18 protein-coding genes are annotated in these 24076 nt (G+C 72.3%); 14 read left to right on the forward strand and 4 right to left on the reverse strand.

Features of this window, described 5'->3' with window-relative positions; all coding sequences use genetic code 11:
• Window positions 1-90: 90 nt before the first annotated feature.
• The 5 genes from EV562_RS06765 (at window position 91) to EV562_RS06785 (ending at window position 5740) form a co-directional block, all read left to right on the forward strand.
• Entirely contained in the window at window positions 91-1152 is a 1062-nt protein-coding gene (locus EV562_RS06765; RefSeq protein ID WP_166661623.1) for an iron-containing alcohol dehydrogenase family protein, read from the forward strand.
• A 199-nt stretch (window positions 1153-1351) separates the two neighbouring features.
• Complete coding sequence (gene rplU, locus EV562_RS06770; protein ID WP_003976204.1) at window positions 1352-1672, forward strand: 50S ribosomal protein L21; 321 nt, start codon at window positions 1352-1354, stop codon at window positions 1670-1672.
• Between the two features lie 14 nt (window positions 1673-1686).
• Window positions 1687-1941 carry a 50S ribosomal protein L27 gene (gene rpmA / locus EV562_RS06775; RefSeq protein ID WP_003976205.1) on the forward strand — a complete coding sequence of 85 codons (255 nt, stop codon included), beginning with the start codon at window positions 1687-1689 and terminating at the stop codon, window positions 1939-1941.
• Between the two features lie 130 nt (window positions 1942-2071).
• Complete coding sequence (gene obgE, locus EV562_RS06780; protein WP_133885734.1) at window positions 2072-3508, forward strand: GTPase ObgE; 1437 nt, start codon at window positions 2072-2074, stop codon at window positions 3506-3508.
• Between the two features lie 192 nt (window positions 3509-3700).
• Complete coding sequence (locus EV562_RS06785) at window positions 3701-5740, forward strand: glycosyltransferase family 4 protein (protein ID WP_243859983.1); 2040 nt, start codon at window positions 3701-3703, stop codon at window positions 5738-5740.
• 124 nt (window positions 5741-5864) lie between these two features.
• Here the strand turns inward: EV562_RS06785 and EV562_RS06790 are convergent, their stop codons facing one another.
• The 3 genes from EV562_RS06790 to EV562_RS06800 form a co-directional block, all read right to left on the reverse strand.
• Entirely contained in the window at window positions 5865-9428 is a 3564-nt protein-coding gene (locus EV562_RS06790; protein ID WP_133885735.1) for a bifunctional glycosyltransferase/CDP-glycerol:glycerophosphate glycerophosphotransferase, read from the reverse strand.
• 23 nt (window positions 9429-9451) lie between these two features.
• The gene (locus EV562_RS06795; RefSeq protein ID WP_133885736.1) at window positions 9452-11683 is read right to left on the reverse strand and encodes a bifunctional glycosyltransferase family 2 protein/CDP-glycerol:glycerophosphate glycerophosphotransferase; all 2232 of its coding nucleotides are present in this window, start codon (window positions 11681-11683) and stop codon (window positions 9452-9454) included.
• Window positions 11684-12202: 519 nt separating this feature from the next.
• Entirely contained in the window at window positions 12203-14335 is a 2133-nt protein-coding gene (locus EV562_RS06800) for a hypothetical protein (protein ID WP_133885737.1), read from the reverse strand.
• 231 nt (window positions 14336-14566) lie between these two features.
• Here EV562_RS06800 and proB point away from each other — a divergent pair, with 231 nt between their 5' ends.
• The 5 genes from proB to EV562_RS06825 all read left to right on the forward strand — a co-directional run bounded on the left by proB (window position 14567) and on the right by EV562_RS06825 (window position 19519).
• A complete protein-coding gene (gene proB, locus EV562_RS06805; RefSeq protein ID WP_133886055.1) occupies window positions 14567-15670 on the forward strand; it encodes a glutamate 5-kinase in 1104 nt (367 codons plus the stop codon).
• A gap of 135 nt (window positions 15671-15805) precedes the next feature.
• Entirely contained in the window at window positions 15806-16336 is a 531-nt protein-coding gene (locus tag EV562_RS06810) for a hypothetical protein (RefSeq protein ID WP_133885738.1), read from the forward strand.
• A 73-nt stretch (window positions 16337-16409) separates the two neighbouring features.
• Complete coding sequence (locus EV562_RS06815; RefSeq protein ID WP_133885739.1) at window positions 16410-17696, forward strand: glutamate-5-semialdehyde dehydrogenase; 1287 nt, start codon at window positions 16410-16412, stop codon at window positions 17694-17696.
• 96 nt (window positions 17697-17792) lie between these two features.
• Window positions 17793-18362, forward strand: coding sequence for a hypothetical protein (locus tag EV562_RS06820; protein WP_133885740.1), 570 nt, complete (start codon window positions 17793-17795; stop codon window positions 18360-18362).
• An 86-nt stretch (window positions 18363-18448) separates the two neighbouring features.
• Window positions 18449-19519, forward strand: coding sequence for a hypothetical protein (locus EV562_RS06825; RefSeq protein ID WP_133885741.1), 1071 nt, complete (start codon window positions 18449-18451; stop codon window positions 19517-19519).
• 18 nt (window positions 19520-19537) lie between these two features.
• Here the strand turns inward: EV562_RS06825 and EV562_RS06830 are convergent, their stop codons facing one another.
• Window positions 19538-20731 carry a M48 family metallopeptidase gene (locus tag EV562_RS06830; RefSeq protein ID WP_133886056.1) on the reverse strand — a complete coding sequence of 398 codons (1194 nt, stop codon included), beginning with the start codon at window positions 20729-20731 and terminating at the stop codon, window positions 19538-19540.
• 162 nt (window positions 20732-20893) lie between these two features.
• On the opposite strand from EV562_RS06830, the gene EV562_RS06835 reads away from it, so the two are divergent.
• The 4 genes from EV562_RS06835 to EV562_RS06850 all read left to right on the forward strand — a co-directional run bounded on the left by EV562_RS06835 (window position 20894) and on the right by EV562_RS06850 (window position 24062).
• Entirely contained in the window at window positions 20894-21055 is a 162-nt protein-coding gene (locus tag EV562_RS06835; protein WP_133885742.1) for a hypothetical protein, read from the forward strand.
• Window positions 21056-21198: 143 nt separating this feature from the next.
• Complete coding sequence (locus tag EV562_RS06840) at window positions 21199-21366, forward strand: hypothetical protein (RefSeq protein ID WP_133885743.1); 168 nt, start codon at window positions 21199-21201, stop codon at window positions 21364-21366.
• Between the two features lie 58 nt (window positions 21367-21424).
• A complete protein-coding gene (gene nadD / locus EV562_RS06845; protein ID WP_133885744.1) occupies window positions 21425-22141 on the forward strand; it encodes a nicotinate-nucleotide adenylyltransferase in 717 nt (238 codons plus the stop codon).
• A gap of 16 nt (window positions 22142-22157) precedes the next feature.
• Window positions 22158-24062, forward strand: coding sequence for an LCP family protein (locus EV562_RS06850; protein ID WP_133885745.1), 1905 nt, complete (start codon window positions 22158-22160; stop codon window positions 24060-24062).
• Window positions 24063-24076 lie beyond the last annotated feature (14 nt).

Below are 24076 nucleotides of genomic sequence, written 5' to 3' on the forward strand. Positions count from 1 at the left end.
CCGGTCGGACGGGGCCACACGTTTCCCGGGCCGCCGTCGCGCGCATCATCAGTGACAGCCGGGTCCCCCCTGGCGAGGAGAGGAGAGCACGTGCCGGTACTGACGAGGCTCATTCCCTCGCCGCTCGTCGTGGACGTCCGGCCGGGCGCCCTGGACGACCTGGCGAGCGTCCTCGCGGACCAGCGGATCTCGCAGTCCGGGAAGCTGGCCGTGGCGATCAGCGACGGCTCGGGGGCGCGGCTGCGCAGACGCCTCGAGCCGTCCTTGCCGGGCGCCGCCTGGTTCGAGGTCGGCGGCGGCACGATCGACGACGCGGTGCGCCTCGCCGACGGGATGAAGTCGGGGCGGTACGACGCGGTCGTGGGTCTCGGCGGCGGCAAGGTCATCGACTGCGCCAAGTTCGCCGCGGCCCGGGTGGGTCTGCCCATGGTCGCGGTGGCCACCAACCTGTCCCACGACGGCATCTGCTCGCCGGTCTCCATCCTCGACAACGACGCGGGCCGCGGTTCGTACGGCGTGCCGACGCCCATCGCGCTCGTCGTCGACCTCGCGGTGATCCGGGAGGCGCCGATCCGGTTCGTGCGCTCCGGGATCGGCGACGCCGTCTCCAACGTCTCCGCGGTCGCCGACTGGGAGCTGGCCCACCGGGTGAACGGCGAGAAGGTCGACGGCCTGGCCGCCGCCCTCGCCCGGCAGGCCGGTGAGGCCGTGCTGCGCCACCCCGGGGGCTGCGGCGACGACGGCTTCCTGACCGTGCTGACCGAGGGCCTGGTGCTGTCCGGCATCGCCATGACCATCGCCGGGCACACCCGTCCCTCGTCGGGCGCCTGCCACGAGATCAGCCACGCCCTCGACCTGCTGTACCCCGGCCGCGCGGCCAGCCACGGCGAGCAGGTGGGCATCGGCGCGGCCTTCGCGACGTACCTGCGCGGCGACCGGGAGGGCTCCCTGCTGATGGCGGGCACGCTGCGCCGGCACGGGCTGCCCGTGGTGGCCGGGGAGATCGGGTTCGGCGACGAGGAGTTCGTACGGGCCGTGGAGTTCGCGCCGCAGACCCGGCCCGGCCGGTACACGATCCTGGAGCACCTGGGTCTGTCGCCCGCGCGGGCGCGGGAGGCGTACGCCGAGTACGTCGCGGCCGTCTCCGGCTGACGCCCCGGGGCCCGGTTTGACCCCTGTCGTGCGGCCCCGTAATCTTGACCGTCGGCGTGTCGACTGACACGTCACATCCCCGTAAACCTCTTTCCTTCCGGGTGTGCGCCCTCGCGGGCTCGGCCGGGAGAGGCCGTCCGTGTGTCACCGGGCGGCTGGACTGCGGGGGTGCCGTTCTGAGCGAGAGAGTGAGATCCGCGTGTACGCCATCGTGCGCAGCGGTGGTCGCCAGCACAAGGTTGCTGTCGGCGACATCGTTGAGGTTGACAAGATTTCCACCGGCAAGGTCGGCGACACGGTCGAGCTCTCGACCCTGCTCGTCGTCGACGGCGACGCTGTGACCAGCGACCCGTGGGTGCTGGCCGGCATCAAGGTCCAGGCCGAGATCGTGGACCACCACAAGGGCCAGAAGATCGACATTCTGCGCTACAAGAACAAGACCGGCTACCGCCGTCGTCAGGGCCACCGCCAGCAGTACACGGCGATCAAGGTCACTGAGATCCCCGCGGCTGCGAAGTAAGGGACTGAGGAGACATGGCACACAAGAAGGGCGCATCGTCCACCCGGAACGGTCGCGACTCGAATGCCCAGCGGCTCGGCGTGAAGCGCTTCGGCGGTCAGGCCGTCAACGCGGGTGAGATCCTGGTCCGCCAGCGCGGCACCCACTTCCACCCGGGCGCCGGAGTCGGCCGTGGCGGCGACGACACGCTGTTCGCCCTGCAGGCCGGTGCGGTGCAGTTCGGCACCCACCGTGGCCGCAAGGTCGTGAACATCGTTCCGGTCGCCTGACCGGACACATTCGCGAGGCGGGCCTCACTTCCCCCACGGGAAGCGGGTCCGCCTTTCGCGTGTTACCCAAGAGACGCTCTCGTCGTCACGCGTAGCAATCCGCAGTACGTAGTAACTGGAGGCACATCCCATGACCACCTTCGTGGACCGCGTCGAACTGCACGTCGCCGCGGGTAGCGGAGGCCACGGCTGTGCCTCCGTCCACCGTGAGAAGTTCAAGCCGCTCGGCGGCCCGGACGGCGGCAACGGCGGCCGGGGCGGCGACGTGATCCTCACCGTCGACCAGTCGGTGACCACGCTCCTCGACTACCACCACTCCCCGCACCGCAAGGCCACCAACGGCAAGCCCGGCGAGGGCGGCAACCGTTCCGGCAAGGACGGTCAGGACCTGGTCCTGCCCGTGCCCGACGGCACCGTGGTCCTCGACGCGGCGGGCAACGTGCTGGCCGACCTGGTCGGCCACGGCACCTCCTACGTCGCCGCGCAGGGCGGCCGGGGCGGCCTCGGCAACGCGGCGCTGGCCTCCGCGCGGCGCAAGGCCCCCGGGTTCGCGCTGCTGGGCGAGCCCGGCGACTTCCAGGACATCCACCTGGAGCTGAAGACCGTCGCCGACGTGGCGCTGGTCGGCTACCCGAGCGCCGGCAAGTCCTCGCTGATCTCCGTGCTCAGCGCGGCCAAGCCGAAGATCGCCGACTACCCCTTCACGACGCTCGTCCCCAACCTGGGCGTGGTGACGGCCGGGTCGACCGTGTACACCGTCGCCGACGTCCCCGGTCTCATCCCCGGCGCCAGCCAGGGCAAGGGCCTGGGCCTGGAGTTCCTGCGGCACGTGGAGCGGTGCAGCGTGCTGGTGCACGTCCTGGACACGGCGACGCTGGAGTCCGAGCGCGACCCGCTCTCCGACCTGGACGTCATCGAGGCCGAGCTGCGCGAGTACGGCGGCCTGGACAACCGGCCGCGGATCGTCGTCCTCAACAAGATCGACGTGCCCGACGGCAAGGACCTCGCCGAGATGGTCCGCCCCGACCTGGAGGCGCGCGGCTACCGGGTCTTCGAGGTGTCGGCCGTGGCGCACATGGGGCTCAGGGAGCTGTCCTTCGCGCTGGCCGAGCTGGTCGCCACGGCGCGTGCCGCCCGGCCCGAGGAGGAGGCGACGCGCATCGTCATCCGGCCCAAGGCCGTGGACGACGCCGGCTTCACCGTCACCCGCGAGGAGGACGGCCTGTTCCGGGTGCGCGGCGAGAAGCCCGAACGCTGGGTGCGGCAGACCGACTTCAACAACGACGAGGCCGTCGGCTACCTCGCCGACCGGCTCAACCGCCTCGGTGTCGAGGAGCGGTTGGTCAAGGCGGGCGCCCGCGGCGGCGACGGCGTGGCCATCGGCCCCGAGGACAACGCGGTGGTCTTCGACTGGGAGCCGTCGATGTCGGCCGGTGCCGAGATGCTCGGCCGCCGCGGCGAGGACCACCGCTTCGAGGCGCCCCGCCCGGCCGCACAGCGCCGCCGGGACCGGGACGCCGAACGGGACGAGGCCCAGCAGGAGTTCGACGGTTTCGAGCCGTTCTAGCCCTCTTCTCTCCCCTCTCCCCGGCGCCTCGGTACCGCGTTGCCGACGCAGGGTTACACAGGTGTGGCAGGGCTGTGATCTGCCCGCCGACATTCCTGTGTACTTTGTGAGAAGGATGTGCCACACGTGCGTGGCCAGGGGAGGGGGGACGGCCTGACCAGCCGCTTCCCGGGAGCAGAGAGAAGCCGCAAAGTGAAGATCGCATTCCTGGTACGGGACCTGTGTCACATGGGGGGCGTGGTCAGTGCCACGCAGAACCTCGCCGGGGCCCTGGCCGAGCGGCACGACGTGGAGATCGTGGCGCTGCGCAAGGTGCGTGACGAGTCGTACTTCCCGCTGGACCCGAGGGTGTCCGTGCGGGCGCTCACGGACATGCGGCCGCACTCCCCGGTCTCGGACGTCGACAACCCGCTGTCCGACAAGTTCCCGCTGGTCTACCCGCTCAACGCCGGTGCCAAGACGCCGGTGGTGAGCCGGCTCGCGGAGCTGCGGCTGCTGGAGTACTTCGACACCACCGACGCCGACGTGCTGGTCAGTTCCAGCCCGCGCAACACGATCATGCTGACGCAGGCGCGCGGTGACTACCTGAAGGTCACCCAGGAGCACTCGATGCCCGCCATCTACGCCGCGGACATCAAGCAGCGCCTCTTCCCGGCCTACCGGCACCTGCACGCCCTGACGGCGCTCACCCCGGAGGAGGTCGCCGCGATCGCCCGGCAGGTGCCCGCGGTGCGCAACCGCCTCGCGGTGATGCCCAACTGCGTGCCGTCCTCCACGATCCGCTCCAGCGGGACCAACAAGGTGGTGGTCTCCGCCGGTCACCTGACCGACAACAAGAACCACGCCCTGCTCGTCGAGGCCTTCGCCAAGGTCCACGCCGACGCGCCCGACTGGACCCTGCGGATCTACGGCCACGGCACCGAGAAGAAGAAGCTGCGCACCCGCATCGAGGAACTGGGCCTGTCCAACAGCATCCTGCTGATGGGCCAGACCTCCCCCGTCACCCCGGAGTTCGGCAAGGGCTCGATCTTCGTCCTGCCCTCCAAGCGGGAGGCGTTCGGCAACGTCATCGTCGAGGCGATGGCCGCCGGCCTCCCCGTCGTCGCCACCGACGCCGACCACGGGCCGCGCAACATCCTCACCGACGGCGAGGACGGGCTGATCGTGCCGCGCGGCGACGTGGACGCGATGGCCGAGGCGATCCGGAGCCTGGTCCAGGACGAGGAACTGCGCCTGAAGATGGGCGCCGCCGGCATCCGCAACGCCGAGCGGTTCCACGAGCGGGCCAGCTGCGAGCGCTTCGAGGCCATCCTGGAGGAGGCCTTCGCCCGCAAGGAGCTGCCCGTCCACGCCACGGCCCGGGTGGACCGGGAGGGCTCGGTCCACGTGGCCGTGGGAGCGCTGCCGCCGAGCGCCCAAGAGGCCGACCTGGTCCTGCGCAAGGGCGGCGCGGGCAGCGAGGAGCACCGCTTCCCGTTCTCCGCCGAGGGCGATGCCGTCGTGCCCTGGGACGCCGGGGTGCCGCACGGCACCTGGGAGGTCGCCCTGGCCACCCGCGAGGGCGGGCGCGAGGTGGCGCTGACCACCGACGGCTACGGCTGCGACACCCGTGACCTGCTCGCCGTACGGCTGCCGCGCGCCCAGGGCCCGGCCCTGGCGCTGATGCTGCCGCACCTGCACCAGGACGGCGGGCTGCGGCTGCGCAGCGCGCTGCGCGAGGCGCACGCCGAGGTCGGACCGGTCAGGGTCGACGAGCGGACCATCGCGGTGCGCGCCGAGCTGTGGGGCGCCCGGCCCGCAGCGGGCGCCGTCGTGGAGGCCGTGCACCGGCGGAACAAGGAGCGGGTGCTGAGCTTCCCGCTGCGCGACGAGGGCGACGGGTGGGTCGCCGTGGACCTGGACTGCGCCGCGCTGGTGCGGGAGCACACCGACGACGACGAGAAGGAAGTCGTCTGGGACTTCTGGCTGCGCGCGGCGCCCGGCGCCCCGAGGGTGCAGCTGGCCAAGCTGGCGACCGACGTACTCGCGCCGATCGACGTGTTCACCTTCGCCCGTCCCGTGCTCACCGAGACCGTGGCTCCGGGGCCGACCGTGCTGACCCGCGCGATGCGCAAGTCCCGCAGGGCGCTGGGCGGCAAGCCCGCCCCGCAGGCACCCACCCGCCGGCGCACGGAGCTGCGCCCCTACTTCACCGCCGCGTGCCAGTTCGCGGTGAAGACCGTACGGCTCTGACCACCGTCGCGGAAGCAGACGCGGACGCGGACGACGGGACGGGCGGCAGGCGAAGGGGCGGGGCCCGGAGGATCATCCTCCGGGCCCCGCCCCTTCGCCTGTGCCCGTCCCGTGACCGCCGGGGTCAGCTCTCCTTCGCCTGCTCCAGCATCCGGTCGACGACCCGCGCGGAGGCGTGCCCGTCGTCCAGGTCGCAGAACAGGTGGTGGAAGCGGTCGAACCGGTCCTGGTAGTCCGCCTTGACCTGGTCGATGCCGCGGATCGCGTCGACCAGCTCCTCGGAGGTGCCGATCAGCGGACCGGGGGAGTCCTTCTCGAAGTCGAAGTAGAACCCGCGCAGCGTGTCCCGGTAGTGCTCCAGGTCGTAGGTGAAGAACAGCATCGGCCGCTTCAGGTGCGCGTAGTCGAACATCACCGACGAGTAGTCCGTGATCATGATGTCCGCCGCGAGGTAGAGGTCGGCGATGTCCGGGTACTCCGACACGTCGAACACGAAGCCGTTGCCCGCGCCCGGGACCTGGTCGACGACGTTGGAGTGGCGGCGGATGAGCAGGACGTGGTCGTCGCCCAGGCGCCGGCGCGCGTCCTCCAGGTCGATCCGCAGGTCGAACAGGTACTGCCCCGCGCTGTGGGACTGGTCGTCCCGCCACGTCGGCGCGTACAGCACGACCTTCTTGCCCGCGGGCAGCTTCAGCGTCTCCTTGACCTGCTCGGCGATCTTGTCCCGGTCGGGGGAGTAGAGGTAGTCGTTGCGCGGGTAGCCGGCCTCCTGGATCTCCCCGTCGTAGGAGAAGGCGCGCTTGAGGATCGGCGTGGAGAAGCGGTTCGAGGAGACGAGCAGGCTCCAGTTCTTCGCCTCCAGCGCCAGGCGGTTCTGGTACTCGCGGTCGAAGTAGAGGGTCTCGATGTCGTGACCGATCTTCTTCAGCATCGTGCCGTGCCAGGTCTGCACGATCACCTGGCCGGGACGGCGCACGACCCACTCGGGCAGGTGTCCGTTGGTGACGATGTAGCGGGAGGTGGCCAGGGCCTCGAACCACTCCCGGCCCCACATGCGGACCTTCTCCGCCGTCGGCGGCAGGACGACCTGGCTGTCGCGCACGGCCCACAGGTACTTCAGGCCGCTGTCGCGGCGCAGCAGCTCCTCGTGCATCGCCCGCGGGCTGTCCGAGTACTGCTTGCCGTTGTAGCTGAGGAAGAACACCTGGTCGCGCAGCGGCAGTTCACGGCCGGGCTCGTAGACCTCGCGGCGCTGCTGGAGCTGGCGGTAGGGGCCGCGCTCCAGGTCGCTCAGCTCGGAGCGGCAGTTGAGCTGCGGGAAGTCGCCCCAGCGGTTCTCGAACCAGTAGCGGCGCCCGTTCAGCTCCGCGTGCAGCGGGAACTGGGCCACGGCCAGGCGGTCGATGACGAACTCGGCGTCCGGCACGTCCGCGTCCGCCGAGCGCAGCCGCAGGTTCCACCGGCCGGCCTTGAGCGGCACCCCGCCGGAGCCGCCCATCACCGACGGGTCGAAGGACGTGCGGAAGGTGCCGTCGTCCGACCAGTCCACGGACGCGGTGCGCTCGTCGTAGCGGTTGCGGGCCTTGAGGACCAGGTCGGCGCCGATCAGCTCGGGGCTGGTGCGGCCCTCGATCGCGATCCGGCCGTCGCGCAGGGCGACACCGGTGACGGTGGCCCGGCGGGTCCGGCCGACGATCTTCAGGTAGCCGTTGTGCCCGGAGATGAGGGCGAGTTCCCGGTGCGCGCCGGGCTCACCGAAGGACGCGGGCAGGTCGAACGCCAGGTCCGCCAGGCCCTCCTTGACCACGCTGCTGAACTGGCGCTCCGTGCCGTCCGCCGCGGTGGCCAGCAGGGCGGTGCTCCACAGCCGGCGGTCCAGCTGGGCGTTCTCGTCGACCGTGTCGTCGCCGAGCAGCGCCACGTCGGTCAGCGGTACCCGGGCTTCGAAGGTGGTCCGGGAGCCCTGCTGCGCCACGTCGACGGGGTACTTGCGCACCTCGCCGCTCCTGGCGTTCGTCAGCCGGAGCGCCAGCGTCTCGCCCGGCTTCAGCGGCACCCGGATGTCACCGGCGACCGCGATCGAGTCGCCGTCCAGGCGGCGGTCGGTGATCAGGGCGCGGACCTTTTCGATCCGCAGCTTGAAGGCACCGCGCTCGACGGTCGGCAGCATCCGGAAGTCGTCGTCGAGCCACTGGTACGCCGGGAAGTTGGCGGCGGAACCGCCGCGGGCCCAGACCCCGCTGCGGCGCACCAGGCCGGACGCGTAGACGTTGATGCCGACGTGCCACAGCCCCTCCTGCCAGCTGCCGCCCTTGCGCAGCTTGGCGGGGTCGAGCTCCAGCTCCCAGCCGGCCCAGTCGTAGTTGTAGCGCTGCTGGCCGGAGTCCGTGGTGCACTCCGGACGGTGGACGTTGCGGGCCGGCAGGTACATGCGGCGGCGCGAGCCGTCCCGCTTGAGCTGGACGACCTTGACGCTGCTGCGCTTCGACGGCATGTCGATCTTGTCGATGTACGCGTTGCCGGACAGGTAGAGCTTGCCGTCCTGCCAGGACACCTCCCGCAGCGGTGCGCGCAGCGACAGGTCGCCGTCGATGCGCAGCGCGGACTTGGGCAGTTCGAGTCCGCTCTCCTCCAGCGTGCGGTAGCTGGCGTACTTGCGGAAGGAGCCCGACACCTCGACCGGCTCCTTGCGGCGCTGGGAGGCGAGCAGGGCGATCAGCTCGGGCATGGCGTGCTTGCGCACCAGCAGCCACTGGACCCGCAGATCCGTCGGCAGACCCAGGACGATCTTCGGGTCGATGGTGTCGAGGTAGCGGTTGGCGGCCTCCAGGAAGGCCTCGTGGAACTCGGCCGTCGCGTCCGGCAGCACCCGCATGAACAGCCGCAGGTCGTCCCGGAGCACCCGCTCGTCGTACTGGTTCTTGTACGCGGCGTACTCGGCGCCCGGCTGCTGGGACAGGTAGTCGCTGACCATGCTCACCGCGGTGACCCGGTCACGGATGGCCTGCGGTTCCTTGCGGCGCTGCGTGATCGACGGGGCCGACTCGCCCTCGCGCAGTCGCCAGTAGTACGTCGGCTCGCCGATGATGTCGACGGCCTCCGCCCGGTAGTGGGCGGGCAGCACCACGGGGATGTCCTCGTGCAGGATGCCCTCGGGGAAGGCGAAGTGGTGCTTCTCCCAGAAGGTGCGCCGGAAGACCTTGTTGCAGGCGATGCGGTCGGCCACCAGGCGGGGGATCTTCGATATGTGCGTGCGCTTGCGGGCCTCGCCGGCCAGCATCTTCAGCAGCGGCACCTGCCAGGACTTCTCGCCCTTGAGGTGGAAGACGTTGCCGGTCGCGAAGTCCGAGCGGGACTCGTCGAGGCTGGTGACCATCAGCCGGTAGGCGTCGGGCGGGATCACGTCGTCGCTGTCGACGAAGGTCAGGTACTCCGACTCGGCCGACATGTGCGCGATGCCCGTGTTCCGGGCGGCTCCGAGCCCGCCGTTCTCCTTGCGGATCAGGTGGAAGCGCTCGTCGCGGTCCGCGTACTGGGCGGCTATCGCGGCCGAGCCGTCGGGCGAACCGTCGTCGACCATCAGGACCTCCAGGTCCCGGAAGGTCTGCGCGGCGAGCGAGTCGAGGCAGGCCGGCAGGTAACGCTCGACGTTGTAGATGGGGACGATGACACTGAGCCGAGGGGCCATGGCTTGGTGGTCTCCTTTCGGGGTCAGGCCCGCTCGACCAGCGCGAGCGCCTGGGCGGGAGTAGGGGCGTGGTGGCGTTCGTCGAACGGGACGATGGGCGGCAGGCTCTCTTCACCGAGGAAGACGCGTCGCACGACCCGTTCGGCTGCGTGTCCGTCGTCGAATTCGCAGAAGCGCCGGCGGAAGGTGTCCCGGCGCTCGGTCGTCTCCGGGCTGTCGTACGCGCCGGAGGCGAGCAGCCGCAGCAGCTCCGCCTGCGTGGTGGCCACCGCGCCGGGCGGCTCCTGGAGCAGGTCGAAGTACGTGCCGCGCACCGCGGAGTAGACGTCCCAGTCGGGGACGTAGCTGATGAGGGGGCGGTCCAGCACGGCGTAGTCGAACATCGCCGAGGAGTAGTCCGTGATCAGGGCGTCGGCCGCGAGGTAGAGCTCCTCCACCCGGGGGTGCCCGGAGACGTCGACGACGCGGCCGGTGCGGCGCAGCTCGTCGACGTGCGGGGAGTCGCCGTAGAAGTAGTGGCCGCGCACCAGCAGGGTCACGTCGGGGCCGAGTTCGCGGGCGAACACGGCCAGGTTCAAGGGGGGCGTGAAGCCCGGCTGGTACTCGCGGTGCGTCGGCATGTACAGGAAGGCCTTGGCGCCGTCGGCCAGACCGAGCGCGGCGCGGGCCGCGCGCACGTCCTCGGCCGTGGCGTTGACCAGGACGTCGTTGCGCGGGTAGCCGGTCTCCAGCGTGGTGTACGAGCAGGGGTAGACCCGCTCCCAGATCACGGTCGAGAACCGGTTGGCGCTGATGCTGTAGTCCCAGCGGTCGCAGCGCTCCAGAAGCTTGTCGAAGTTCATGTCGGTGGAGGCCGGGTACTTCTGCTGGTCCAGGCCCATCGTCTTCAACGGCGTGCCGTGGTGGGTCTGCAGATGCACCTGGCCCTCGCGCTTGACCACGGAGTCCGCGAAGTTCACGTTGTTCACCAGGTACTTGGCGCGCGCCACGGCCGCCCAGTACTCGCGGGAACCCACCCTGACGGTCCTGACGCCCTTGGGCACCCGGTCCGCGCCGTCCGGGCGGATGGCCCAGACGCGGCGCATGTGCGGGGCCAGGCGGGCCAGTTCGGCGTCGATCGCGGCGGGGTTGCAGGAGACGCTGCGGCTCCAGTAGGCGGAGAACAGCACCAGGTCGTCGTCCAGCGGCAGTCTGAGCTGCGACTGGTAGAAGGCGCCCATCGCACCGCGCTTGGACCGGTTGAGCGCGGTGCGGGTACGGGACTTGACCCGCTGGCGCAGCTTCACCGCCGCCAGGGCGCTCAGCATGGTGGTGTAGGCGTTGCGCTCCAGCATCCCGTACTTGTGGCCGCGGCCGCCGTCCGGGCGGGTGAAGCCCTTCGGCACACGGGCGCGGTAGTCGGCCGAGGCCCGGCGGAAGAACTCGGCGCGCGCGTCCTGCGGCAGGCGTCCCGGGCGCTCCAGGACGGTCAGGTAGTGGTCGACCATCTTGCGGAACAAGGGGGCGCGCCACGTGGCGAGTTCCTCGTGCGCGTCGAGGTAGTCGAAGACCCGCTGGTACTGGTCGAAGACGTCGAAGTGCTTGCGGCTGACCGTCTTGAGGATGTTGCCGCCCTCGCGCCGCTGCCGGTAGTGCACGCAGACCCGGTCGAGGACGGCGATCCGCTCGGCGCTGATCAGGGAGCAGAACGTCCAGGGGGCGTCCTCGTAGTACCCGGGCGGGAAGGTGAGCCCGGTCCGGGCGACGAAGTCGCGCCGGTAGGCCTTGTTCCACACGATCTGGAGCAGGTCGAGCAGCTGGGGGCGCTCGGCGAGGGAGAAGGAGTCCGGGCCCTTCTCCTTGAGCAGGTCGGTCCGCAGGTTCGGGCGGACGCGGCCGTCCCAGTAGGTACGCGCGTAGTCGAAGATCAGGATCTCGGGATCGCCCGTGGCCTCGATCCGGTCGCGAATGGCCGACAGGGCGCCCTCGGTCAACGTGTCGTCACTGTCCAGGAACAACACGTAATCGCCGGTGGCCTTTTCGAGACCGGCGTTGCGCGCGCGACCCAGGCCCACGTTTTCCGTGAGGTGAATCACATGAATCCGGTCGTCGCGTTTCGCGTACTCGTCGAGAATGGCCCCTGACCCGTCCGGCGAGCAGTCGTCGACCGCGACGATCTCGAAGTCCGTGCAGTCCTGCCCGAGTACGGAGTCAAGGCACTCGGGCAGATAGCCCTGCACCTTGTACACGGGGACAACGAGAGAGAATTTGGGCATCCTTACAACCTGTTCCGAGAACTGACCACGGGACCGCGGGCTGGGACCGGAACGCGCCCCGGACCCCGTTCGGGCCTGGAGCGCGCCGCCGCATCAGCGTAAAGGATTCACGCGGAGTTTCCGCGGGCACGGTAGTCGGACGCCCTGTGCCCCGCCACGGCGGGAAATGGCCGGACCGGCCGCCCGAATGGGCCGCGTCGAAGCGGCTGGAGAACTTCCTCACATTCGGCCTCCCTGTCCTCTTTATCGACGTGCGTCGCTTTGCGCCCCATGTGCCCGAGTCGATATCCGGAACCCGTGGACGGGCCCGCGGCCAGTGGCACGGCCCCGGGAGGCAGGAGGACCGGCCGGGCCGGTCGGGGGCGGAGCCGGGCACGCCGGTGCGCACGGGTGCGGCCCCGGCGGGGCGGCGGGGGAGTGCCGCCGGTGGCCGGGAACGGAACCGGCCGCCCCTTCAGGAGGCGTGATTCGTGACGAGGCTGTGACAGGCGCGGGGCCCGTCCCGGCCGGGGACCGGGCTCAGCGGTGGTGATGGTGCGGCTCCGGGACCGCCGAGGGGACGGGCGGCCGGGCCTCCTCCCGGCGCGGGCCGGGCACGGGGACGTCCGCGGCGAGCCGCTCCGCCCTGCGGGCCCGGTGCCGCCCGGCCGTCTCGCACAGGTCCCGCACCGCACCGGCGAAGCGCTCACGGGACGACGGCTCGGCCGGGCCCAGCAGCCGCAGCGCCAACGCGGCACGCTCCTCGGCGAGTTCGTCCCGCTCCGGATGCCGCACCGCCTCGAGGAGCGCCGGCACCCCGGACGCGTCCGGCGCCAGCACGGTCGCCGCCGCCACCGTGGGGAAGGACTTGCGGAACACGTCCTCGGCCAGCGTGCTGGTGTTGGCGACCGCGTACGGCTTGCCGCTCGCCAGGAAGTCGCTGATCACGCTGGACACGTCGCTGATCAGCAGATCGGCCCGGTTGAAGCAGGCGTACAGCGGTGGCCGGGCGTCCGTGACGACCTGGTGCTCCCACTCGGGCAGCGACGCCCAGTACGCCTCCTCCCACGCGGCCGTCGCCCGCCGTACCGCCTCCGCCCGCCCGGGCTCCGGCGCCGGCTGCCGCAGCATCCGCTCCGCCTGGTCCGCCGCCGCCCGGAAACCGGCCGCGGTGAGCCGGTCCAGCTCCGCCGTCCGCCGGGCCAGGCGGGCGGCCGCCGCCGCGTCCGGCCGGGGCCCGCCCCGCCCCCGGTTGGCCGCCCGCACCAGCTCCCGGATGCGCAGATCGGCGGCCCGGGCCCGGGGGTCCACCGACCCCGTCAGCGGATGCGGCTTGTAGAGGAGCCGGACGCCGGGGTCCGCGAGCAGCGCCCGCACCAGGTTCTCGCCCGCCTCCACCACCGACGTGTTGCCGGGGTTGCCGTCCCAGCCCTCCCAGGTCGGCGCGTACAGGACGGTCGTGGCCGCCCCGGGCGCGGGCGGCCCGGCGTGCCGCCGTACGGCGTCCAGCTGCGGACGGCCGATCTCCACGACGTCCTTGTCCTCGACGCCGACGTCCGCCAGTGCGTACCGCTCGCGCGCCGCGGGACCCGCCACCCACACCTCGTCGTACGCCTTCGCGTACGGGTTGCACGAGGACAGCTTGTCGCTCTCCCCGTGGTTGACGAAGGCGTGCTTGATGGTCGGGATGCGCAGGACCTGCGAGGTCTTCCCGGAATTGGACGGGTGGAGGAGGACCCGGAGGCTGGAGTGCTCCAGGCGCATCAGCGTGGACACCTTCGGCAGGCACACCACCGGGATGTCGGTCGCCGCGATCCGCTGCACCATGTGCCGCTCCCGCAGCACGATCACCGGACGCCCCTCCAGGCGCGCCAGCGGCTCCAGCCACATGTTCGCCTGGTACGCCGAGGACGCGCCGCCCGAGAAGTACAGGCCGACGGTGGGCCGGTACCGGGCCAGCCACGCGTCGAACCAGTCGAGCACCTCCTGCTCACCGGCGGGCCGGCGCCCCGGCAGCAGCCGCAGCAGCAGCGCGCCGAGGCCCGTCAGTGCCACCACCAGGGACAGCGCGAGCCCCGCCGCCCCGTACGCCGGCGCGTCGGTCGCCGCCGTCGCCAGCAGTCCGGCCGTCGCGGGCAGCCCGAACGCCGCGAGCCGGTGCCCGGGGCGGCGCAGCAGCACCGGGGGCGCCGGGGTCAGCCGCAGCGCGGAGGCGTCGATGTTCCGCGTCACCACGGGCAGCGTGCGGCTGCGCCGGACCAGGACGGACACCGCCTGGATCGCCCAGTGCAGCGCGTAGAAGACGAGCAGACCGGCGACGAGCGGGGCGTACTCCCCCTCCCGGTGCTGCTCGCCCAGGCGCAGCAGGCCCACCACCAGCAGCAGGTCCCGCAGCACGTGCCGGACCGTGACGTCGGCGTGCGACTTGGCGAACAGCGACACCATGCCCCGCTGCCACCGGTACAGCGCCCCCTCGGCGGCCAGCGAGGCGGCGCTCGCGGCGAGCAGCAGCGGTACGTGCGGCAGCAGCGCGCCCAGGGCCTGTGCGGCGAAGGCGGCCGCCAGCACGCCCAGGACGAGCAGTTTCACGGTGGTCCGCCGCCCCGGAAGGCGGGGGAGACGGCGGCGGGGCAGGGACAGGGGCACTACGGTCGCTCCAGGCTCGTCGCGCATCGGACAACCGGGTTAACGGCCGGTGACCGTCCGACGACACGCACGTGCCGGCCCCGGCGCCGGGCGCGGCGGGGGCCGGGGTGCCGTCCGCGGCCTGAACTCCGGTGCGGCGCGCGTCGCCCTTCGCGTAGATTGCCTGGCGAGCGCAGGGATCGGCGCGTGTCGACGGGAGAGGCGGACGGGGCCGTGGCAGGGGCAAGGCCGGGGACAGGACCGGGGGCCAGGCAGGCCGTGGGCGAGGCCCGCAGGATCGTCGTCAAGGTCGGGTCCTCCTCGCTGACCACCGCCGCGGGCGGCCTGGACGCCGACCGGGTCGACGCACTCGTCGACGTGCTGGCCAAGGTGCGCGGGACCGACAAGGAGATCGTCCTCGTCTCCTCCGGTGCCATCGCCGCCGGCCTGGCCCCCCTGGGGCTGCGCCGCCGCCCGCGGGACCTGGCCCGCCAGCAGGCCGCCGCCAGCGTGGGCCAGGGGCTGCTGGTCGCCCGCTACACCGCGTCCTTCGCGCGGTACGGCGTCCGCGTCGGCCAGGTGCTGCTGACCAGCGACGACATGAGCCGCCGCGCCCACCACCGCAACGCCTCGCGCACGCTCGACAAGCTGCTGGCGATGGGCGCCTTCCCGATCGTCAACGAGAACGACACCGTCGCCACCGACGAGATCCGCTTCGGCGACAACGACCGCCTCGCCGCGCTCGTCGCCCACCTGGTCCGCGCCGACCTGCTGGTGCTGCTGTCCGACGTGGACGGCGTGTACGACGGGGACCCGAGCAGGCCGGGCACCTCGCGGATCGCCGAGGTGCGCGTCCCGGCCGACCTGTCCGGCATCGAGATCGGCAGCGCGGGCAAGGCGGGCGTGGGCACCGGAGGCATGGTCACCAAGGTCGAGGCGGCCCGGATCGCCGCGGCCGCCGGCATCCCCGTGGTGCTGACCAGCGCCGTCCACGCGGCCGACGCCCTGGCCGGCGGCGACACCGGCACCTACTTCCACGCCACCGGCAGGCGCTCCGCCGACCGGTTGCTGTGGCTCCAGCACGCCTCCGCGCCGCAGGGTGCGCTCGTCCTCGACGACGGCGCCGTACGGGCGGTCGTGGAGGGCCGCAAGTCGCTGCTGCCGGCCGGGATCGCGGGCGTCGAGGGCGACTTCGCCGCGGGCGACCCCGTCGAGCTGCGCGACGGCGCGGGCCGTGCGGTGGCCCGGGGACTGGTCAACTTCGACGCCAAGGAGATGCCCCGGCTCATCGGCCGCTCCACCCGGGAACTGGCGCGCGAACTCGGACCCGCGTACGAACGTGAGGTCGTACACAGGGACGATCTGGTGATCCTGCACCCGTAATAGGTCGAAACGTCCCCGAATCGGTGGTGGACGTTCCGCAAAACCGCCCCGCGATCTCACGTAGCCTGCTCAACTTTCCTCAGGGACAAGTCCGGCCGACCACCGGGCCGAGCCGTGCGCGTGAAGGAGGCCGTCGTGAGCGGAGTACGCCCTGGGACGGCGGCGGCCCGCGGTGGTACCACCTCCCGCGGTGGTGCGGGCGCCCGCGGCACCACGGGCGCGCGCCCCGGCGGCGCCCGGAGCGCGAACCGCGCGGGCGGCGAGGAGCGCGCCCTCACCAGCGTCGCCGCCGGCGACCGCTTCCGCGGCGAGGAGCCCGAGCACACCCCGCGCCTGTGGCACGTCACCCTCAGCGTCTCCGGCGCCCGCGCCCCGCTCACCGAGGTGCGCCGGGCGCTCGAACAGCTCGCGCACGACCACCCCTTCCTGCTGACCAGCCGGTACGCCGACGACCACGCGGAGATCCGGTACTGGGAGGAGGCCCGCGACCTGCACGACGCCGCCGCCGTCGCCCTGCGGCTGTGGGGCGAGCACCGGCAGACGGCGGGACTGCCGCCCTGGGAGATCGTCGGCCTGGAGGTCATCGACCGGGTCACCTACCACCAGCGCATCGCCGCGGGGTACGGGCCGGCGCCTGCGACACCCGTCGGCGTTCACCCGTTTTGACCCTTCTGGTGGCCTATCTCGCGGGATGGGACGGCAGGCGACCGCCCGGACCGCGCGCACTACCCTTCCCCCCATGACCACGCTCTCGCCGTACGACTCGATGTCACCCGTCACCCGGGCCGCCTACCGGGCCAAGTCCGCCGCGGCCGACCTCGCGCCGCTGCCGCGGGCCGCCAAGGACGACGCGCTGCTCGCCGTCGCGGACGCGCTGGAGGTCCGTACGAGCGAGATCGTCGAGGCCAACGCCCAGGACGTGGCCAAGGCCCGCGCCGCCGGGACCAGCGAGGCCATCGTCGACCGGCTCACCCTCACCCCGGAGCGGGTCCGCGCCATCGCCTCCGACGTGCGCGACGTCGTCGCCCTGCCCGACCCGGTCGGCGAGGTGGTGCGCGGCTCCACCCTCCCCAACGGCATCGACCTGCGGCAGGTCCGCGTGCCGCTCGGCGTGGTCGGCATCATCTACGAGGGCCGGCCCAACGTGACCGTCGACGCCGCCGCCCTGTGCCTGAAGTCCGGCAACGCGGTCCTGCTGCGCGGCTCGTCCTCCGCCTACCGGTCCAACACGGCCCTGGTCCGGGTGGTCCGCGACGCCGTGGGCGGGGCCGGGCTGCCCGCCGACGCCGTGCAGCTGGTGCCCGGCGAGAGCCGCGACAGCGTGCGCGAGCTGATGCGGGCCCGCGGACTGGTCGACGTGCTCATCCCGCGCGGCGGCGCCTCGCTGATCAACACCGTCGTCCAGGAGTCCACCGTCCCCGTCATCGAGACCGGCACGGGCAACTGCCACGTCTACGTCGACGCGCAGGCCGACCTGGACATGGCCGTCGACATCCTGATCAACTCCAAGGCCCAGCGCGTCAGCGTCTGCAACGCCGCCGAGACCCTCCTGGTCCACCAGGACATCGCCGCCGACTTCCTGCCCCGCGCGCTGGACGCCCTCGCCGAGGCAGGGGTCACCGTGCACGCCGACGAGCGCGTGGCGGCGTACGCCAAGGACTCCCGGGCGACCGTCGTCGAGGCGACCCCGGAGGACTGGGAGACCGAGTACCTGTCCTACGACATCGCGGCCGCCGTCGTCGACTCCCTGGACCGGGCCGTCGAGCACATCCGGCTGTGGACCTCCGGTCACACCGAGGCCATCGTCACCACCTCGCAGCAGGCCGCCCGGCGCTTCACCCAGCTGGTCGACTCCACCACGGTCGCGGTGAACACCTCCACCCGCTTCACCGACGGCGGCCAGTTCGGCTTCGGCGCCGAGATCGGCATCTCCACCCAGAAGCTGCACGCCAGGGGCCCGATGGGGCTGCCGGAGCTGACCAGCACCAAGTACATCGTCACCGGCGACGGGCACGTACGCCGCTGACGGCCGGTGCCGGATGCCCCGATCGGGGCATCTCACCCACCGGGAGAATTTCCCCGCCGTCTGCCCAAAACGACCCCCCAGGTCTAGGCTGGACCCGTGCCGGAGGACGTGGGGGGCACGCCGTTCCCGGACGGCAGGGAGCCCGACGACGACCAGGACCGCGGGGTGTCGGACGAAGAGTTCGCCTCCGTGGTCTTCGACGAGGCCTTCGTACAGGCGGCCGCGGTGCACGAGCCGACCGCCGTCGAGCGCCTCCTGGCCGCCGCGCAGGCCAGAGCCGAGGCCACCGAGGCCGAAGCGGCCCGCCGCGGCCGCAGCAGAGCCGAGCGCTACGACGACGGGTACGGCGATTTCGGCCATGATCCCGACCTCGACGACCCGGACGACGACCGCGACCTCCTCGACCGCCCGTACGGCGCTCCGCCGGCCTCCGGCAAGCAGGTGCGGTGGCACCGCCCGGTCGCCTGGCTGCTCGCCCTCGCGATGGGCATCGGCATGGTCGCGCTGGCCTTCGTGGCGGTCTACCGGGGCGCGTCCTCGGGCGGCGGCCCGCAGCGGGTGCCGCCGCCCGCCTCGACCGGCCCGGAGCAGGGCGGCGCGGTGACGCCCTCGGCCGCCGCCGACTCCGCCCGCCCCGCCGTCCCGGTGCTCCCGCGCAGCCCCTGACCTGCCCCTGGGCGCGGTGGCAAGCTGTCCCAACTTGACCTGTGGCAGCGCGTTTACGCGCCCTTCCGCAGACCCACTCTGAAGGTATGGCAGGGCGTGGCGGTCCGCCCGGAGGAACGCCCGAGGGCACCCCCGGAGGCGGAGAGGACGAGTACCGGTCCGTCGTCTTCGACGAATCGTTCGTGCGCGCTGCCCGGCTCCAGGAGTTCTCCGCCCAGGAGCGCATCACCGACCACGCGCCCGCCGTACGCCGCCGCACGCCGCTGCGCCGGGCCGGACTGTCCCGGCAGGCGCTGATCCTCGTCGTGCTCATCGCCGTCGCCTTCGGGACCGCCATCTACATGGGTGTACGGCACCCCTACCAGAGCGCCGCCGGCCAGCGGCCCGCCGAGCCGGTGCGGATGACCGTCGTCCCGCTCGCCCCGCGGGAGCGGGTGCCCGGCGCCGAGGACGCCGCCTTCCTGTACGCGCACAGTCCCGCCGCGCACTTCAGGACCGCGGCCAAGGGCGTCCCGCTGCCCGGGGCACGGCGCACGGCGCACTTCTCCGAGGACCAGGTGCTCAACGCGCTCACCACCGCCAAGAACTACATCGTCCGCTCGGCGCTGGACCCGGACGTGCTCGGCGGCGACCAGGTCCGCTCGGTACGGGTGCTGCTCGACCCGGACCAGCTCGAACAGTTCGACGAGAGCTTCGACAGGCCCGCCGCTGACGGCCGGCACGCGCCCACCGGCTGGCTGATCCGCTTCGACCCCGGCCGCGTCGAGCTGGCCGACCCCGGCGTCCGGGTGGACGGCAGCCTGCGCATCGTGGAGAGCGACGCGTCCACCCTGGAGGTCGCCGCGGACCACACCATGGTGTACGCGCTGCGCCCCGCCGGTGCCGCCCGGGCCGAGGAGTCGCTGTTCACCGTCCGGCGCGAGCTGCGCTTCCGCTTCGACCGGGACGACCTGCGCCTCCACCAGACCCGGCTCGTCGCCTCCTACGTCCAGGCCGGACCGCTCTCCTGCGCCGAGGACACGGCGGACCACCTCCGCCCGCTGCTGGCCGGCCAGCAGGCCGGGGCCGGCGTCCCCGCCGGCACCGACCCGTACGCCGCGGGCGACGCCACGGCCCTGTGCGGCAGCCTCGCGCAGCACGCCCAGCCGAAGGTGTGAGCGGGAGCGGGAGCGGGTTCAGGCGCCGTCGCGCGGCGCGGAGTCCCGCGGAGACCCCGGACCGTCGCCCCCGGGCCCCTCGGGCCCTCCCGGCCCCTCGGGCCCGTCAGGGCGCCCCGAGCCGTCCTCGGGCCCCTCCGCCGGACCGTCCCCGTTCCCGGACTGCCGCGGCTGGGAGCCCGCGAAGCCGCCGAAGCCCCGCCGCATCCGGTCGCCGAGGTCACCGGCGCCGCCCGCTATGTCGTTGACCAGCTTCATCAGCGGGTCCTTGGAGTTGCGCACGTGCGTCGCGTAGCTGGACGCCGACTCGCGGAAGGAGTCCCGGACCGAGGCGTCCTTGTCCTCGTCGCGCCGCGGGTAATGGCCGTCCATGGTCCGCTGGTGGTCCCGGGAGGCCGCCCACTTCTTCAGCTCGGCGGCCCGCACCGTGGTGAACGGGTGCGAGCGGGGCAGCACGTTGAGGATCTTCAGCACGGAGTCGCGCAGGTCGCCGCCGGCCTCGTACTCCTCGGCCTGCTCCAGGAACGCGTCCACGTTCATCTCGTGCAGGTGGTTGCCGCCCGCGATCTTCATCAGGCCCCGCATCGAGGCCCGCAGGTCCTGGCCGACCAGCAGCCCCGCGCGGTCGGCGGACAGCTCCGACTTGCGGAACCACTCGCGCAGCGCGGTCACGATCGCCATGATCGCCACGTTGCCCAGGGGAATCCACGCGACCCTCACGGCCAGTGAGGTCAGGAAGAGCAGGATGGTCCGGTAGACCGCGTGCCCGGACAGGGCGTGGCCCACCTCGTGCCCGACGACCGCCCGCATCTCCTCCTCGTCGAGCAGCTCGACCAGGCCCGTGGTGACGACGATGATCGGCTCGTCGAGACCGATGCACATCGCGTTCGGGGCCGGGTCCTGCTTCACGTACATCACGGGGACCTTCTCCAGGTCCAGGATGTAGCAGGCGTCGCGCAGCATGACGTTCAGGTGGGCGAACTGCCGGTCGGAGACCCGCACCGAGTCGGACAGGAACAGCAGCCTGAGGCTCCGCTCGGGCAGCAGGCCGCTCAGCGCCTTGAAGACCGTGTCGAAGCCGCTCAGCCTGCGCAGCGCCACCAGCGCGCTGCGGTCGGCCGGATGCTCGTAGGCACGCGAGGAGATGCCGGGGAAGCGCCTGCGCTGTCTGCCCGGGACGTGCTCGTGCCCGTTGTGGTGGCCGTCGGACATGTCTTCCCCCATGTGCGTCTGTGTGGCCTGTATGTACGTGTGCCCGGCCTGTGTGCATCTCTGGCCTTTGCGAACCCTTGTGCGGTCCTTTGCGCCCCCGGAGCCGGGCCCAGCCTAGGCGGAGATACCGTGGACGGGCAGTACGTCTAAGGAGCCCACGCCATGCAGCACATCTCCCACGCCGACCGGCTCGCCGCAGCCACGACCGCCGCCGAGCAGCAGGGGCCGGGGAATCTGCTCCGGATCGTCCTGATCGTCATGGTGGTGGGCTGCGTACTGACGGCGTGGTTCCTGCTGCGCGGGTACAAGCAGAAGGACGACTGAGGGGATCCGAAGGTTCCCCCTGACCCCCGGCTGCGGGCCGTCGGACCGTCCCCAACGGCGGAGTCGGCGTGATCGCCCGCGGGGCGCCCGCATACGATGAGCGGACGTCTTGTCCCGCCCACACCGGATAGGTCCTGCCGAAGATGAGCCTTCCCCTCAGCGCCGCCCAGTTCGCCACCCTCGCCGCCGAGGGCGGCGAGGAGCACGGTGGCAACCACGAGAGCCTCAGCCCCTACGTCACCGGCATCGGCGCGTTCGTCATCCTGCTGCTCCTGCTGTGGATCACCACCCGGTTCAACCGCGACCGCTGAGCCCCGGCTCCGTGGGCGCGACCGGGTCGCTCCGGGCGGGCCGGTAGGGTCTGCTCGCATGGGAGAGCACGACACGCCTACCGGCCCGGCGCACGCGCCGGCGGCGCAGACGGCGCGCGGCACGCAGAACGCGGTGCCCGCCCGCGCCACCGGCCCGGCCGGCGGTCGGGGCGACGGCCCGTCGGCGGGCAGGCGGCGCCTGGGCGTCATGGGCGGCACCTTCGACCCGATCCACCACGGCCACCTCGTGGCGGCCAGTGAGGTGGCCGCGCAGTTCGAGCTGGACGAGGTGGTGTTCGTCCCGACCGGGCAGCCGTGGCAGAAGAGCCACCGCGCGGTCTCCGCGGCCGAGGACCGCTATCTGATGACGGTGGTCGCGACCGTCGAGAACCCCCAGTTCTCCGTCAGCCGCATCGACATCGACCGCGGCGGCCCCACCTACACCGTCGACACCCTGCGCGACCTGCGCGCGCTCAATCTCGACGCGGACCTGTTCTTCATCACCGGGGCCGACGCCCTCGCCCAGATCCTCACCTGGCGCGACAGCGAGGAACTGTTCTCGCTCGCCCACTTCATCGGCGTCACCCGGCCCGGCCACACCCTCACGGACGCCGGACTGCCCAAGGGCCGTGTCTCGCTCGTCGAGGTCCCCGCCCTCGCCATCTCCTCCACGGACTGCCGTGCGAGAGTCGCCAAGGGCGATCCCGTCTGGTACCTGGTGCCGGACGGAGTCGTGCGCTATATCGACAAACGCCACCTGTACCGCGGCGAGTGAGCCGAGAGGGGCACCGGTGAACGACGGATACGACGCGGGACACGGCGACGACCAGTACGAACTCGTCGGCTACGACGAGTACGGCCGCCCCGTGTACCGCCAGGCCCAGAGCCAGGCCCAGAGCCAGTCCCAGAGCCAGGACCAGGGCCACTTCCACGGGCAGTACGGGCAGCAGGGGCAGCCTTACGGGCAGCAGGGGCAGCAGTACGACCAGCACGCGCAGCAGTACCAGCAGCAGTACGGGCAGGGGGGCTACGGGCAGCAGGACTACGGGTACGACCCGTACGCCACGGGCACCCAGCAGCCCGTTCAGCCGCCCCTTCAGCAGCCCTACGACCCCTACGGCTCCCCGGGCGGCTACGACACCGGTCAGCAGCCGGCGCAGCCGCCCGCGCCCGGCTACGGCGGTTACGACGGCCACCCCTCCGGCCCGCACGGGGGCGGGCCGGCCCCGCAGGAGCCGTACGACCCGTACGGCCGGGCGGCGACCAGCGGCCCGCAGCCCAGGGTCGCCGAACAGACCGCCCACATTCCGCAGCAGGCCGGCCCGGCCGGGGAACGGCAGCGGGATCGTTCCGCCGAGAGTCCCGAGAGTCCCGAGAGTCCCGAGAGCGCCGAGACCGTCGGGGGTGCCGAACCCGGTGGGGAGTACCGCACCGAGCAGTTCGCCTTCGTCGAGGAACCGGCCGGCGACTCCGAGGACGTCATCGACTGGATGAAGTTCACGGAGAACCGCACCGAGCGCCGTGAGGAGGCCCGGCGGCGCGCACGCACGCGTGTCGTCGCCCTGGTGGTCGTCCTGGCCCTGGTCGCGGCCGGTGGCGTCGGCTACCTCTGGTACGCCGGGAAGCTGCCCGGGCTGTCCTCCTCCGACGACAAGAGCGGCGCCGCGACGACGGCGGGCGCCCAGAAGCGCGACGTGATCGCCGTGCACCTGCACGACACCAAGGGCGGCGGCACCTCCACCGCGCTGCTCGTGAACAACACCACCACCGGACAGGGCACCGCCGTGCTGGTGCCCAACGCGCTCGCCCTGACCGGCGACGACGGCAGCACCACCACGCTGGCCAAGTCCGTCGGCGACGAGGGGCCCGACGCGACCCGCACCGCTCTCGACACGGCCCTCGGCACCGACATCGAGGGCACCTGGCGCCTGGACACGCCGTACCTCCAGATCCTCGTCGACCTGGTCGGCAACATCGACGTCGACACCGACGCCGACGTCCCCGACCCGGAGTCCAAGGACAAGGGCGCCGCGCCCCTCGTGCACAAGGGCGAGGGCCAGACCCTCAGCGGCAAGACGGCCGTCGCCTACGCCACGTACAAGGGCCCGGGCGAGCAGGCGAACGCCCAGTTGCAGCGGTTCGGGCAGGTCATGCAGGGCGTGCTGCGCAAGCTGTCCTCCGACCCGCAGGCCGCGACGACCACCGTCCAGACCCTCGGCATGATCCTCGACCCGCCGCTGACGGAGAAGGACCTCGGCACGTTCCTCGCCGGGCTCTCCGACCGCGCCAAGGGCGGCGACTTCAAGACCGCGCTGCTGCCCGTCCAGGACGACGGCGGGCTCAGCGCCGAGGCCGGCGACAGCGTCGTCAAGGACGTGCTCGGCGGCACCGCCAAGAGCCCCGACAAGGACGCGGCCGTCAGCGTCTCCGTCCGCAACGCCACCGGCGAGGAGGACCGCACCGCCAAGGCCCGCGTCGTGCTCCTCAACGGCGGCTTCACCTTCGTGTCGGGCGGCACCGCCTCCGGCACCGAGGCCACCTCGGAGGTCGTCTACGGGGCGGCCGCCGACAAGGAGAACGCCGTCCAGGTGGCCAAGACCCTGGGCCTGCCCACCGGCTCCGTCTCCCAGGGCAAGGTCTCCGCGAACGCGCGGGTCTCGGTGGTGCTCGGCCAGGACTACGAGCCGGCGTCGTAGGGGGCCCGGGGGCG

It is taken from the genome of Streptomyces sp. BK208 (assembly GCF_004364245.1).
Lineage (GTDB): Bacteria > Actinomycetota > Actinomycetes > Streptomycetales > Streptomycetaceae > Streptomyces.

Excerpts from the sequence above, each read along its gene's own strand:
- EV562_RS06825 (WP_133885741.1), top strand. The coding sequence starts at position 18,449 with ATGGCAGGGCGTGGCGGTCCGCCCGGAGGAACGCCCGAGGGCACCCCC.
- EV562_RS06815 (WP_133885739.1), top strand. The coding sequence starts at position 16,410 with ATGACCACGCTCTCGCCGTACGACTCGATGTCACCCGTCACCCGGGCC.
- EV562_RS06840 (WP_133885743.1), top strand. The coding sequence starts at position 21,199 with ATGAGCCTTCCCCTCAGCGCCGCCCAGTTCGCCACCCTCGCCGCCGAG.
- EV562_RS06790 (WP_133885735.1), bottom strand. The coding sequence starts at position 9,428 with ATGGCCCCTCGGCTCAGTGTCATCGTCCCCATCTACAACGTCGAGCGT.
- EV562_RS06830 (WP_133886056.1), bottom strand. The coding sequence starts at position 20,731 with ATGTCCGACGGCCACCACAACGGGCACGAGCACGTCCCGGGCAGACAG.
- obgE (WP_133885734.1), top strand. The coding sequence starts at position 2,072 with ATGACCACCTTCGTGGACCGCGTCGAACTGCACGTCGCCGCGGGTAGC.
- EV562_RS06795 (WP_133885736.1), bottom strand. The coding sequence starts at position 11,683 with ATGCCCAAATTCTCTCTCGTTGTCCCCGTGTACAAGGTGCAGGGCTAT.
- rpmA (WP_003976205.1), top strand. The coding sequence starts at position 1,687 with ATGGCACACAAGAAGGGCGCATCGTCCACCCGGAACGGTCGCGACTCG.
- nadD (WP_133885744.1), top strand. The coding sequence starts at position 21,425 with ATGGGAGAGCACGACACGCCTACCGGCCCGGCGCACGCGCCGGCGGCG.
- EV562_RS06835 (WP_133885742.1), top strand. The coding sequence starts at position 20,894 with ATGCAGCACATCTCCCACGCCGACCGGCTCGCCGCAGCCACGACCGCC.
- EV562_RS06800 (WP_133885737.1), bottom strand. The coding sequence starts at position 14,335 with ATGCGCGACGAGCCTGGAGCGACCGTAGTGCCCCTGTCCCTGCCCCGC.